At 61.4% G+C, this 12,870-nt stretch carries 13 protein-coding genes; 4 read left to right on the top strand and 9 right to left on the bottom strand.

Going from position 1 to position 12,870, the window contains the following annotated elements:
* Positions 1-55: 55 nt before the first annotated feature.
* A complete protein-coding gene (locus tag AC54AG_RS10790) occupies positions 56-916 on the top strand; it encodes a tetratricopeptide repeat protein (RefSeq protein WP_072452985.1) in 861 nt (286 codons plus the stop codon).
* Here the strand turns inward: AC54AG_RS10790 and AC54AG_RS10795 are convergent.
* The gene (locus tag AC54AG_RS10795) at positions 899-1,861 is read right to left on the bottom strand and encodes a GlxA family transcriptional regulator (protein ID WP_419177886.1); all 963 of its coding nucleotides are present in this window, start codon (positions 1,859-1,861) and stop codon (positions 899-901) included. The genes AC54AG_RS10790 and AC54AG_RS10795 overlap by 18 nt on opposite strands.
* Positions 1,862-2,003: 142 nt before the next feature.
* Here AC54AG_RS10795 and AC54AG_RS10800 point away from each other — a divergent pair, with 142 nt between their 5' ends.
* Complete coding sequence (locus AC54AG_RS10800) at positions 2,004-2,636, top strand: cysteine hydrolase family protein (RefSeq protein ID WP_034754976.1); 633 nt, start codon at positions 2,004-2,006, stop codon at positions 2,634-2,636.
* Between the two features lie 8 nt (positions 2,637-2,644).
* On the opposite strand, the gene AC54AG_RS10805 is transcribed toward AC54AG_RS10800, so the two are convergent.
* Positions 2,645-2,809 (bottom strand): hypothetical protein, encoded by a 165-nt coding sequence (locus AC54AG_RS10805; protein ID WP_161781513.1) that lies wholly within the window; start codon positions 2,807-2,809, stop codon positions 2,645-2,647.
* Between the two features lie 202 nt (positions 2,810-3,011).
* Here AC54AG_RS10805 and AC54AG_RS10810 point away from each other — a divergent pair, with 202 nt between their 5' ends.
* Both AC54AG_RS10810 and AC54AG_RS10815 read left to right on the top strand, forming a co-directional pair.
* Complete coding sequence (locus AC54AG_RS10810; protein WP_070302010.1) at positions 3,012-4,625, top strand: restriction endonuclease; 1,614 nt, start codon at positions 3,012-3,014, stop codon at positions 4,623-4,625.
* Positions 4,626-4,745: 120 nt separating this feature from the next.
* Positions 4,746-5,282 carry a YdcF family protein gene (locus AC54AG_RS10815; protein WP_254671506.1) on the top strand — a complete coding sequence of 179 codons (537 nt, stop codon included), beginning with the start codon at positions 4,746-4,748 and terminating at the stop codon, positions 5,280-5,282.
* Between the two features lie 10 nt (positions 5,283-5,292).
* Here the strand turns inward: AC54AG_RS10815 and glpK are convergent, their stop codons facing one another.
* From glpK to AC54AG_RS10850, 7 genes are all read right to left on the bottom strand, one after another.
* Positions 5,293-6,786 (bottom strand): glycerol kinase GlpK, encoded by a 1,494-nt coding sequence (gene glpK, locus AC54AG_RS10820; RefSeq protein WP_496630299.1) that lies wholly within the window; start codon positions 6,784-6,786, stop codon positions 5,293-5,295.
* 77 nt (positions 6,787-6,863) lie between these two features.
* The gene (locus AC54AG_RS10825; protein WP_034754970.1) at positions 6,864-8,591 is read right to left on the bottom strand and encodes an ABC transporter substrate-binding protein; all 1,728 of its coding nucleotides are present in this window, start codon (positions 8,589-8,591) and stop codon (positions 6,864-6,866) included.
* Positions 8,592-8,663: 72 nt separating this feature from the next.
* Entirely contained in the window at positions 8,664-8,939 is a 276-nt protein-coding gene (locus AC54AG_RS10830) for a DUF2160 domain-containing protein (protein WP_034755012.1), read from the bottom strand.
* A gap of 28 nt (positions 8,940-8,967) precedes the next feature.
* On the bottom strand, positions 8,968-9,774 hold the full coding sequence (locus AC54AG_RS10835) for a carbohydrate ABC transporter permease (RefSeq protein ID WP_034754968.1): 807 nt from the start codon (positions 9,772-9,774) through the stop codon (positions 8,968-8,970).
* A complete protein-coding gene (locus AC54AG_RS10840; RefSeq protein WP_034754965.1) occupies positions 9,771-10,655 on the bottom strand; it encodes a carbohydrate ABC transporter permease in 885 nt (294 codons plus the stop codon). Before AC54AG_RS10840 ends, AC54AG_RS10835 begins: the two co-directional genes overlap by 4 nt.
* Positions 10,655-11,746, bottom strand: a complete 1,092-nt coding sequence (locus AC54AG_RS10845; RefSeq protein ID WP_496630300.1) for an ABC transporter ATP-binding protein — start codon at positions 11,744-11,746, stop codon at positions 10,655-10,657. Before AC54AG_RS10845 ends, AC54AG_RS10840 begins: the two co-directional genes overlap by 1 nt.
* Before the next feature lies 1 nt (position 11,747).
* Positions 11,748-12,842 carry an ABC transporter ATP-binding protein gene (locus tag AC54AG_RS10850; protein ID WP_070302013.1) on the bottom strand — a complete coding sequence of 365 codons (1,095 nt, stop codon included), beginning with the start codon at positions 12,840-12,842 and terminating at the stop codon, positions 11,748-11,750.
* Between the last annotated feature and the right edge of the window lie 28 nt (positions 12,843-12,870).

The following is a 12,870-nucleotide window of genomic DNA, read 5'->3' on the forward strand; positions in this document are numbered from 1 at the left end:
GCGCGCCCGCCGCGTCCTCTTGCCCTACACTGGCGTTTTCTCCTCCGGTGCTTCCATGCAATTACCCGCAAGCCTCGCCCACATCTCGGCGGAACAAGACTGGCAACACACGACTGCGTATCCACCGCTCGGTTTCACCCCGTTTGCAGAAAGTGCACTGGGCAATGGCGACACGTTCGGCCTGTACTGGCCCATCGGCCGCGAAGCGAGCGAACCCATCGTCGTCGAAACGTGGCACGACGAGTGGCGCATCCAGCCGCACTTTTCCAGCCTGACGGCGTTTCTGCAAGCCTACGCAGCAGCGGAGGATGAGTATGTCGGCACGCCATCACTGGCCGACGACCCCGCTTCGCCGCGCGCCGTTTTCCTGGAAGCCAAGGAACAGATCGCGCAGCGCAAGCCGGAGGCGGCCATCGCCTTGCTGGAAGCGGCGCTGGCCATCGTTCCCGAATATACGGACGCCCTGATACTGCTGCACGGCCAGTACGTGCGCGCGGGAAGAACCGCTGATGCCGTCAAAGTGGCCATCCAGGCCATCATCTCGCCCCCGTCATTCGGCGGCCCGCCCCTGAAAGCCTTGCAATGGCTGCGCACGCAGCCGGTGCCGGAGGGGGAGCTTGACCCCATCTGGCGCGCCTGCGGGCAGTTGTCGTTCCACTTTGGCGGCAGCAAGGAAAATGGGGATTATCGCGTGCTGCTGGCCGCCATCGACGACTACCTGGCCCAGGGCGACCCGATACGCGCCTCGACATTGATGCAAACGTATGCCGAACTGATGAGCGCGGAAACCGTCTCGTTCCAGGAACGCTACGCCTTCGATCCAGCCGCCTTCATCGCGCGGCAAATCGCCGTCAGCGCGATGCTGCCGCACGGCAGCCGGGACCCCGCCATGCTATGGTCAGGCGACCTGGCCTAGCTGCTGCCGGAACAGCTTGCGATACGCCGAAGGCGACGTCTGCAAGTTCGCGCGGAAATGCTGGCGCAGCGACAGGGCCGTGCCGAAGCCGGCCTCTTGCGCGACGATGTCGATCGAGGCCGCGCTCTTTTCCAGCAAGCCTTGCGCATGCGCCAGGCGCTGGTTCAGCAGCCACTGCTTGAACGATGTGCCCATGGCCTGGCGGAAATGGCGCGTGAAATTGCGCCGGCTCATGGCAGCCTGTTCGGCCAGCGCATCGATGCTGTGCGCCTGGCCCAGGCTCGCCGTCACGCCAGCGAGCACGTCGGCAAAGCGCCCTTCGCTGCCGGACACGGGCAGCGGACGCTCGATGAATTGCGCCTGCCCGCCCTGGCGGTGCGGCGCCACGAGCAGGCGGCGCGCCACCCGGTTCGCCACTTCGGCGCCCGCCAGCTGGCGCAGCAAATACAGGCAGCAATCGAGGCCGGCCGCCACGCCGGCCGACGTCAGCACGGCGCCATCGTCCACGTACAGCACTTCCCGGTCCACCTTGACCTTGGGATAGCGGGCCGCCAGCCGGTCCGCCATGCCCCAGTGCGTGGCCGCGCTCTTTCCGTCCAACAAGCCCGCCTGCGCCAGGGGAAACGCGCCCAGGCACAGGCCCACCATGCGCGCGCCGCGCCGGCTGGCCGCCTGCAGCGCCGCGACCAGGGGCGCGGCCGCATCGCGGCAATCGTCGTGCCAGGCCGGCATGATGACGATATCAGCCCCGTCCAGTCCTTCCAGGCCGAACTCGGGCGTGATGCCGAAACCGGCCGCCGTGCGCAACGGTGTGGGATCGGCGGCGCACACGCGCACGTGGAAAGGCGGCAGATCGGCCTCGTCGGTCTGGGCGCCAAACACGAGGCAAGGCACGGACAGGTGAAACGGCGTCATGCCGTCGAAGGCGATCACGGCCACCGTCAACGGAGCGGCAAAGGCAAGAGAAGTAGTCATGGCCCGATTTTATCTTAGATAGGCCTTCGGGCCACTTTTTATTTACGCCCCGCAGCTTGAAAATGGCTGTATCGAGGAACTGTCTCCTCTTTCAACCGCTCAAGGAGAACCCATGTCCAGCACCCCACGCCGCGCCCTGCTCGTCATCGACGTACAAAATGAATACTTCACGGGCGACATGCCCATCGAATATCCGTCCGTCGACATTTCCCTGCCCAACATCGTCCAGGCCATGGCCGCCGCGCGCGCCGCCGGCGTACCCGTGATCGTCGTCCAGCACGACGCGCCGGAAGCCTCGCCCATTTTCGCCAAGGGCAGCGACGGCTGGCAGCTGCATCCGCAAGTGGCCGCCTTTGCCGCAGACCACCGCATCAACAAGACCATGGGCAGCGCCTTTGCGGGCACGGACTTGCGCGCCTGGCTCGATAGTCACGGCATCGACACCCTGAGCGTCATCGGCTACATGACGCACAACTGCGACGCGGCCACCATCTACCAGGCCGCGCACGATGGCTTGCAGGTGGAATTCCTGCAGGACGCCACCGGTACCCTGCCCTACGCCAATGCGGGCGGCACGGCCAGCGCCGAGGAAATCCACCGCGTCTTCAGCGCCGTGTTCCACTCGAATTTCGCCGCCGTCGCCAGCACGCAGGACTGGCTCAAGGCCGTAAGCGAAGGCAAGCCGCTGGAAATCGACAATATTTATCTGTCGAACCAGCGCGCGCGCAAGGCTGCGTCCGTCTGACGCGGTAACTAAAAGCGCCGGTGCCCGTCATCGGCGTCGCAGCGCCCGCTGAACTTGATCACGCCGTCGACCGTGATCACGCCGCTGCGGCGGTTGATCACCACGGTGGGACGGTTCAGGCTATTGAGCTGGAACGGGCCACGGATGTCATCGCGGCCGATGAGGATATCCATCCGGAGGTCATTCCTGATCGCAGGCCAAGATCTTTGGGTGCAATCGCTTCATCCATTTTGAATGCAGATACACCTAGTTAACCTCGCGGGCTCCTGGGCATATGGTAAAAATGCAATGATCACTTGGGAATATCAATTTATTGTCCAGATAAAAACTTTCTTGCGGTATTCTATTATTACCACAATGAACTAGGGATATGACATGGGCCGACGCTCTGGATTGGAAGGTTTCATCCGTGCCACGAGCAGAGCTATCGCAGCTGCCGAGAGAGAGCAAGCAAGACAAGCACGAGGCGCAGCCACGATACGGCGGGTTCATGAACGCAACGAACGCATGGCTGCTGCGCAATCGATGCGCGATACAAAGGCGGCAGAAAAGCAGGCAAAGATCGACTATCTGGATTTGAGGCAACAGGAGGTCGCAGACAAGAATGAAGAGATTGAGGATTGCCTCGCTGGTTTGCGCGGCGTGCTGGCCCACACCCTTGATGTCGACGATACGATCAGTTTCGACAGTCTTCGGCCAACAGAAAAATTCGCCCCGTTTGAAATATCCCCCCGTTTATTCAGCACCTCCGCTCCGGAGGAAGTTCTGCACCACCCGCCTCCTTCATGGTCAGCATTCATGCCCCATGTAGCAAAACGTCATGAACTTAAAATAAAAAATTCAACAGAAAACTATCACCGGCAGTTAATCGCTTTCAGTATCCAGGAAATCGCCAAACAATTTTTCAAAGATCAAGAACGTCGCGAATACGATGCGCGAAAAGCGGCCTTCCATGCTGGCCAAGCCGAAAGGAACAGTGCAATTGATCAGTTCAAGGCGGAATATTTCTCGCACGACTGCGATGCCGTGGTCACCTATTGCGACATGGTGCTATCCAGATCAGAATACCCACTGAACGACTTTCCCCAGGAATTTCGCGTCGCCTATGACGGTTTGAATGGCACACTGGCTGTCGAATATGAGTTGCCCTTGATTTCCATCGTGCCGACGACAAGCGAATTTCGCTACGTCAAAAGTAAGGACAGCATCGAATCAAAGATCCGCAAGCCATCGGAAATTCAGGATATTTACCGGCAGCTGATCGCTGAAATCGCCCTGCGCACCATGCATGAACTGTTTGAGGCGGATCAGGCATCGGCAATCAAAGTACTCGCCTTTACGGGAATCATTAATACCCATGACCCCGCAACGGGCCATGACATCCGCGTGCCCGTTATTTCAGTGCGTACGGCGCGTGACACGTTTCTTGCCATAAATTTGCAGCGGGCGGATCCCGTTGCATGCTTGCGCACCTTGGGCGCCCATGTTTCACCCCGTCCCGAGGAACTGCTCGCGGTCAAACCTATCATCGAATTCAACATGGTCGACAAGCGCTTCATTGTGCAGGGCAATTCCTTGAACGAGTTGGAAAACCGCTCCAACTTGCTCGAACTAAGCCCATCGCAATTTGAAGACCTGGTCGCCAATTTGTTCAGCAAAATGGGACTCGAAACCAAGCTCACCCGCGGTTCGCGCGACGGTGGTGTAGACGCCGTGGCATTTGATATCCGTCCTGTGTTGGGTGGCAAGGTGGTCATCCAGGCCAAACGATATAAGGATGCGGTTGGCGTGAGCGCCGTTCGCGATTTGTACGGAACCATGCTGAATGAAGGTGCGAACAAAGGCATATTGGTTACGACCAGCCGCTATGGACCCGATGCCTATGTTTTTTCATCTGATAAGCCGATCGAACTGATAGACGGATCAGCCTTACTGTACCTGTTGCGCGAGCACGCCGATGTGCATGCCAGGATTGTCCCGCTGAACTAAGTTGCAACTTTACTTGGCCGTTCACCGCGCCTGCAGAACTGACACATGCAGGAGTGGGCGCGTATGATGCGTCCACGACAAGTTTCACCATCAACGATGCGAAAAATCATACTCCTGAGCTTGAGTGCTCTTGCTGTTTTCCTCCTGGCCACCGCCGCCCTGGTGCTGGCGGGACTCAACGACAAACTGGCCCCTGCCGACGTGATCGTCGTGCCGGGCAATACGATCCTGTCAGACGGCACGCCCAGCCCCCGGCTGCAGGCGCGACTCGACGTCGCGCTCAAGCAATTTCAGGAACACAGGGCGCCGCGCATCCTCGTCAGCGGGGCGACGGGCAAGGAAGGTTTTGACGAGGCCGCAGCTATGGCCCGCTACCTGCAATCGCGCGGCGTGCCGGCCAGCGCCATCATCGAAGATAATCAAGGCTGGACGACGGACGCCACGGCCCGCAACGCGGCGGCCCTGATGCGCCAGCACGGCTGGCACACGGCCATGGTGGCCACGCAATACTTTCACGTGCCCCGCTTCCGGCTGGCGCTGGAGCGCAGCGGCATCACCGTCAGCGGCAACGTGCACGCGCCCTATTTCGAGCTGCGCGACGTGTACTCGGTGCCGCGCGAAACGGTAGGTTACGCCGTGTATTTTGCGCTGCACTGAGCCAATACATTTACTCGCTCCAGTCGCGCGACCTTTCCACGGCGCGCTGCCACTTGTACAGCCGGCTCAAGCGTTCATCGGCCGCCATCTTCGGCTCGAAACGGCGTCCCACCTGCCACTGGGCGGCGATTTCTTCCTGCGATTCCCAGAAACCCACGGCCAGGCCCGCCAGGTAGGCGGCGCCCAAGGCTGTCGTTTCCGTTACCACGGGGCGCACCACGGGCACATTTAATATGTCGGCCTGGAACTGCATCAGCATGTCGTTGCGGGCCGCGCCGCCGTCGACGCGCAATTCGGAAAGCGCGATGCCCGCGTCGTCCTGCATGGCGGACAGGACGTCGACGTTCTGGTACGCCACGCCCTCCAATGCCGCGCGCGCGATGTGGGCCTTGCCCGTGCCGCGCGTGATGCCGATCAGGGTGCCGCGCGCATACGGGTCCCAGTATGGCGCGCCGAGGCCAGCGAATGCGGGCACGAAGACGAGGCCGCCCGAATCGGGCACGCTGGTGGCCAGCGCTTCCACTTCGGACGAGTCGCGGATGATGCCGATGCCGTCGCGCATCCATTGCACGGCCGCGCCCGCGATGAAGGCGCTGCCTTCGAGCAAATAATCTGTCTTGTCGCTGCCCGCGCCCAGGCTCCAGCCCACCGTGGTCAACAGACGGTTTTTCGATGGCAAGGGGCGCTTGCCCACGTTCATCAGCATGAAGCAGCCCGTGCCGTAGGTATTCTTGGCCATGCCCGGCTTCAGGCACGCCTGGCCGAACGTCGCCGCCTGCTGGTCCCCCGCGATGCCGGCGATCGGTACGGAGATGCCCAGCAGTGCCGCATGCGTGTGCGCGGCCACGCCGCTCGAGGGCGCGACGTCGGGCAGCAGGGAGGCGGGAATGTCCAGCAGCGCCAGCAAATCCGTGTCCCATTGCAAAGTATGAATGTTGAACAGCATGGTGCGCGACGCGTTGCTCGTGTCCGTCAAATGGGCGCCGCTCATCTTGTAGATCAGCCAGCTGTCGATGGTGCCGAAGGCCAACTCGCCCCGTTCGGCGCGCGCACGGGCGCCGGGAACGTTGTCGAGCAGCCATTTAAGTTTGGTGGCGGAAAAATAGGCGTCCAGCACGAGCCCCGTCTTTTGCTGGATCACGTCCGCCTTGCCCTGCTCGACCAGTTGCTCGCAATAGGCCGCGTTTCTGCGGTCTTGCCAGACGATGGCGTTGGCGACGGGTTCACCCGTGGCGCGGTCCCACAGCACCGTCGTTTCGCGCTGGTTGGTGACGCCGATGGCGGCCACGTCGGACGCGGCCACGCCGCTGTCGCGCAGCACTTGGTGCAGCACGCCCTCTTGCGAGGCCCAGATTTCGTTCGCGTCATGCTCGACCCAGCCCGGCTGGGGGAAAATCTGGCGAAACTCGCGCTGCGCGCTGGCGTGCGGCCGTCCCGCATGGTCGAACAGGATGGCGCGCGAACTGGTGGTGCCCTGATCTAAAGCAAGTATGTATTTGGTCATTGTCTGGTGGTGCGAAAAACGGGTAAAAACAGGCACGGAGCCATCAAGCTCCGTGCCCTCAGCACTGCGGCGGCAGTTTACCTTACCTTGCCTTCTTTCCAGGCTTGCAGCAGCTTGTCGTAGGCTATCGTTTCACCCTTCGGCTTTTCATTCGCCAGCTTTTTCCATGGAGCGTGCTGGTCCGACAGATACTGGTTCGGATCGACCTTGGGATTAAGCTTGGGCGCGCAGGCCTTCATGCCGGCACGCTGCAAACGCGCCATGACCTGGTCCATTTCCTCGGCCAGGTTATCCATGGCCGCTTGCGGCGTTTTTTCCGCTGTGATCGCCGTGGCCACGTTCTTCCACCACAGCTGCGCCAGCTTCGGATAGTCGGGCACGTTGTTGCCGGTCGGCGTCCACGCCACGCGAGCGGGGCTGCGGTAGAACTCGATCAAGCCGCCGTATTCGTTCGCGTGTTTCGTGAAGTAATCGTGGCGGATGTCGGAATCGCGGATAAACGTCAGGCCGACGATCGATTTCTTCAGCGACACGGTTTTCGACGTGACGAATTGCGCGTACAGCCAGGCGGCGGCCTTGCGGTCATCCGGCGTGGACTTGAACAGGAACCAGGAACCCACGTCCTGGTAGCCGTTCTGCATGCCCTCTTTCCAGTACGGGCCGTGCGGCGACGGCGCCATGCGCCATTTCGGCGTGCCATCCTTGTTGACCACTGGCAAGCCCGGTTTCGTCATGCCGGCCGTAAACGCCGTGTACCAGAAGATTTGCTGGGCGATTTCGCCCTGCGCCGGCACGGGGCCCGATTCCGAGAAATTCATGCCGTTCGCCTGCGGCGGCGCGTATTTCTTCATCCAGTCGATGTATTTCGTCAGCGCAAAGACGGCCGCCGGCGAATTGGTGGCGCCGCCGCGCGACATGGACGCGCCAACGGGCGTGCACTTGTCAGCCGCGACCTTGATGCCCCACTCATCGACAGGCATGCCGTTCGGAATGCCCTTGTCGGCCGCGCCAGCCATCGACAGCCACGCATCGGTGAAGCGCCAGCCCAGCGACGGATCTTTCTTGCCATAATCCATGTGGCCATAGACTTTCTTGCCGTCCAGTTCCTTCACATCATTCGTGAAGAAATCGGCGATGTCTTCATAGGCGGACCAGTTTTGCGGCACGCCCAGCTCGTAACCATACTTGGCCTTGAACTTGGCTTGCAAATCCTTGCGCGCGAACCAGTCGGCGCGGAACCAGTACAGGTTGGCGAACTGCTGATCAGGCAGCTGATACACCTTGCCGTCCGGCGCCGTGGTAAAGCTGATGCCGATGAAATCTTTCAGATCCAGGCCGGGATTGGTGAATTCCTTGCCCTTGGCGGCCATGTAGTCGGACAGCGGCTCGACGGCGCCATAGCGGTAGTGGGTGCCGATCAGGTCGGAATCGGAAATCCAGCCGTCATAGATGCTCTTGCCGGACTGCATCGACGTTTGCAGCTTTTCCACCACGTCGCCTTCCTGGATGATGTCGTGGCGCACCTTGATGCCCGTGATTTCCTCGAAGGCCTTGGCCAGGGTCTTCGATTCGTAGACGTGGGTGTCGATGGTTTCCGAGACCACGGAAATTTCCTTGATGCCCTTGGCTTTCAGCTTGGCCGCCGCATCGATGAACCATTTCATTTCAGCAAGCTGCTGCTCCTTGCTCAGGCTGGATGGCTGGAATTCCTTGTCGATCCAGGTTTGCGCCTGCTTGGCGTCGGCCAGGGCCGCATTCGACACGAGCATGGCCGCAGCCGCGAAGACCGTGAACTTCAATTTCATCGTGAATCTCCTTTTATAGTTTTTACCGGCCGCCTGCTGGCGGTACGGCATCCATCAACACCGGCAAGCCGGTTATCCCCAACGCATGACAATCAACAACAACACAAAACTGATGGCAGCACCAATCGCCTGCTGCATTTCCGTAAACCCCGCCCACGCCAGATTCACATAGGCCGCCGTGAGCAAGCCGATGAACAAACGGTCGCCGCGCGTGGTCGGCATGGGCAGGAAACCCTTGCGCTCGATGCTGGGCGAGCGGATTTGCCACACCGTCATGCCGGCCAGCATCAAGCCGATGCAAATAAAGAAGATGGCCACTTCCGGCGTCCACGCCATCCAGCCGAACAGGCTGGCCGTGCTATCGGTATTTTCCATGTCACACCCTCCCCATCGCGAAACCCTTGGCAATGTAATGCCGCACGAACCAGATCACCAGCGCGCCGGGCACGATGGTCAGCACACCGGCCGCCGCCAGCACGCCCCAGTCCATGCCGGCCGCCGACACGGTGCGCGTCATGGTGGCGGCAATCGGCTTGGCATTGACGGACGTCAGGGTGCGCGCCAGCAACAGTTCCACCCAGCTGAACATGAAGCAGAAGAAGGCCGTCACGCCCACGCCCGACTTGATCATCGGCAAGAAGATGCGGATGAAGAAGCGCGGGAAGCTGTAGCCGTCGATATACGCCGTTTCGTCGATTTCCTTCGGCACGCCGGACATGAAGCCTTCCAGTATCCACACGGCCAGCGGCACGTTGAAGACCATGTGCGCCAGCGCCACGGCCAGGTGCGTATCCATCAGGCCGACCGTCGAATACAGCTGGAAGAACGGCACGAGGAAGACGGCGGGCGGCGTCATGCGGTTGGTCAGCAGCCAGAAGAACAGGTGCTTATCGCCGACAAAGTTGTAGCGCGAGAAAGCATACGCGGCCGGCAGGGCGACCGTGACCGACATCACCATGTTCAAGGCCACGTAGATCATGGAATTGATGTAGCCGCTGTACCAGGACCGGTCGGTAAAAATCGTGTGGTAGTTGGCGAACGTCAATTGCTGGGGCCACAGGCTCAGCACGCCGACGATTTCCTCGTTGGTCTTGAGCGACATGTTGAGCATCCAGTAGATGGGCAACAGGGACGCGAGCAGGAAGACGACGAGGATGGTGCTGCTCATTTTCTTGTGCATCATTTCTGGTCTCCCGTGCCAACGCGCTGCATCCACGTGTACAGCACAAAGCAGAACAGCAGGATGATGAGGAAATAGATCAGGGAAAACGCGGACGCCGGCCCCAGGTCGAACTGGCCCACGGCCTTTTGCGTCAGGTACTGCGACAGGAACGTGGTGGCATTGCCCGGTCCGCCGCCCGTCAGCACGAACGGTTCCGTGTAGATCATGAAACTGTCCATGAAGCGCAGCAAGACGGCGATCATCAGCACATTGCGCAGTTTCGGCAGCTGGATGTAGCGGAACACGGCCAGGCGCGAGGCGCCGTCGATGCGCGCCGCCTGGTAATACGCGTCGGGAATGGCGCGCAAGCCCGCATAGCACAGCAGCACGACGAGCGGCGTCCAGTGCCAGATATCCATCACCATCACCGTCAGCCACGCGTCGAGCGAATTGCCGTTGTAGTTGTAGTCAAATCCCAATTGATTCAGGGTATAGCCCATCAGGCCGATGTCGCCGCGGCCAAAGATTTGCCAGATGGTGCCCACCACGTTCCACGGTATCAAGAGGGGCAGCGCGATCAGCACCAAGGCGAGGGACGCCTTCCAGCCATCGGCCGGCATGCACAGGGCGATCAAGATGCCCAGCGGAATCTGGATGGCCAGCACGGAGCCGGAAAACAGCAACTGGCGCAGCAAGGCGCTGTGCAAGTCGCCGTCCAGCATGACCATGCGAAACCACTCCGTACCCACGAACACCTTTTGCGTGGGGCTCAGGATATCCTGCACGGAATAATTGACCACCGTCATCAGGGGCAGGATGGCGGAAAAGGCCACGCACAGCAGCACGGGCAAGATCAATAGCCAGGCGCGGCGGTTGTTATCGGTTTTACCGTTATGTATCATCAGGCCACCCGCTTATCGTTGACATAGTAAAGGGTGCGTTGCGGCGGAAAGCGCAGCCGCACAGCATTCCCGGCGACGGCATCGATGGCGCGCAGCTTGGCCGCCACCGTCGCGCCGCCCAGCTGAAATTCCGCCAGGTAATGCGTGCCCATATTGCGCACGGCCGTGACCGTGGCGTCCAGGCAATGGTCGCCACCCTCGCCCGCTTTCACGCATTCGACAAATTCCGGCCGCACGCCCACCGTGATTTTCCCTTGCGCGCCAGACAGCGCCGCACGGGCGGCAGCGGACACGGCCAGCAGTTGTCCCGCCACGCGCACACCGCCGTCGTCCAGGGTGCAATCGAGCAAGTTCATGCCCGGGTTGCCGATGAAATAGCCGACAAACGTGTGCTCGGGCTCCTCGAACAGCGCTTGCGCGCTGCCCGTCTGCACCACTTCGCCCTGCGTCATGACGACCACCTGGTCGGCAAAGGTCAGCGCTTCCACCTGGTCGTGCGTGACATAGATCAGGGACAATTTCAGTTCGTGGTGGATTTCCTTGAGTTTGCGGCGCAACAGCCATTTCAGATGCGGGTCGATCACCGTCAGCGGTTCGTCGAACAGCACGGCCGCCACATCGGGGCGCACGAGACCGCGTCCCAGCGAAATCTTTTGCTTGGCATCCACGGACAAGCCGCTGGCGCGCAATTTCAAGTCGCCCGTCAATTCCAGCATCTGCGCCACCTGCTGCACGCGCTTTTTCACCTCGATCTCTTTCCAGCCGCGATTACGCAGCGGAAACGCCAGGTTGTCGTGCACGGTCATGGTGTCGTAGATGACGGGAAACTGGAACACTTGCGCGATATTGCGCGCCTCGGTCGGCAGTTGCGTGACGTCCTTGCCATCGAACAGCACCTTGCCATGCGACGGCTTGACCAGGCCGGAGATAATGTTGAGCAGAGTCGTCTTGCCGCAGCCGGACGGCCCCAGCAAGGCATAGGCGCCGCCGTCATGCCACGCCATGCTCATGGGCCGCAGCGCATAGTCGGCGGGGGCCGTCGGGTTCGGTTTGTAGGCGTGGGCCAGGTCGACCAGTTCGATGCGCGCCATGTCAAACCCCTCCTTGCGCAGGAGCGAACAGCAGGCCGCCATCACTGGCAAAAATCAGCAAGGCATGCGGCTGGCAATACACGGTGCAGGCGCTGCCGATCTCCAGGTTGTGCACGCCGCCCAGCTGCGCCACCAGGGCCAGGTCGCCGCGGCGCGCATGCACATAGGTTTCCGAGCCGCTGATTTCCGCCAGGTCCACCGTAGCTGCGATAGCCACGTCGCCATCGGACTGCGGTGACAAATGCAGGCTGTGCGCGCGCACGCCGAGGATCACCTGCGTGCTGCCGCCCAGGCGGGCGCGCTGTGCGCCGCTCAAATGGATCGACAGGCCATCGGCCGCCTGCGCCACGCCGCTCGCATCCACGCGGGCGGGGATCAGGTTGATGGGCGGGTCGCTGAAGGTGCGCGCCACGTCGATGGAATTGGGGGCGTTGAAGACGTCCAGGGTCGGCCCCTGCTGCAGCAAACGTCCCTCGTGCAGCACGGCCACGTGGCCGCCCAGCTGCAGCGCTTCCAGCGGTTCCGTGGTCGCGTACACGACCGTCGTACTGCCGCTGGAAAACAGTTCCGTCAATTCGCGGCGCAATTCCTCGCGCAGCTTGTAGTCGAGGTTCACCAGGGGCTCGTCGAGCAGCAGCAGGGACGCATCCTTGATCAGCGCGCGCCCCAGCGCCGTGCGCTGCTGCTGGCCGCCCGACAATTCTCCGGGTGTGCGCTGCAGGTAGGGCGTGATGTGCAGGCGCTCGGCCAGCGCCAGTACCTTCGTGCGGATCTGCTCCTCGGGTACCTTGCGCAGGCGCAAGGGCGAGGCGATATTATCGTAGACGGTGAAGGCCGGATAGTTGATGAATTGCTGGTACACCATGGCCAGGTTGCGTTTGCTGACGGGCACGCCCGTCACGTCGACGCCATCGGCCGTGACCGTACCCCCGCTGGGCTTGTCCAGGCCCGCCATCACGCGCATCAAGGTCGTCTTGCCGGCACGCGTGGTGCCCAGCAAGACGTTGATGGCGCCCGGCACCAGGGCCAGCGACATCGGATATAAAAAGTCGTCAGCCCCCTGCTTCCTGCTGATCTTGTCCAGTACCAGTTGCACGCGCTTCTCCTCCAGTGATGTATCTTAT

It is taken from the genome of Janthinobacterium sp. BCJ23 (assembly GCF_059617945.1).

Bases quoted from the DNA above. Each gene is read 5' to 3' on its own strand.
- AC54AG_RS10810 (WP_070302010.1), top strand. From the start codon at position 3,012: ATGGGCCGACGCTCTGGATTGGAAGGTTTCATCCGTGCCACGAGCAGA.
- AC54AG_RS10825 (WP_034754970.1), bottom strand. From the start codon at position 8,591: ATGAAATTGAAGTTCACGGTCTTCGCGGCTGCGGCCATGCTCGTGTCG.
- AC54AG_RS10805 (WP_161781513.1), bottom strand. From the start codon at position 2,809: ATGGATATCCTCATCGGCCGCGATGACATCCGTGGCCCGTTCCAGCTC.
- AC54AG_RS10790 (WP_072452985.1), top strand. From the start codon at position 56: ATGCAATTACCCGCAAGCCTCGCCCACATCTCGGCGGAACAAGACTGG.
- glpK (WP_496630299.1), bottom strand. From the start codon at position 6,786: ATGACCAAATACATACTTGCTTTAGATCAGGGCACCACCAGTTCGCGC.
- AC54AG_RS10835 (WP_034754968.1), bottom strand. From the start codon at position 9,774: ATGATGCACAAGAAAATGAGCAGCACCATCCTCGTCGTCTTCCTGCTC.
- AC54AG_RS10840 (WP_034754965.1), bottom strand. From the start codon at position 10,655: ATGATACATAACGGTAAAACCGATAACAACCGCCGCGCCTGGCTATTG.
- AC54AG_RS10845 (WP_496630300.1), bottom strand. From the start codon at position 11,746: ATGGCGCGCATCGAACTGGTCGACCTGGCCCACGCCTACAAACCGAAC.
- AC54AG_RS10800 (WP_034754976.1), top strand. From the start codon at position 2,004: ATGTCCAGCACCCCACGCCGCGCCCTGCTCGTCATCGACGTACAAAAT.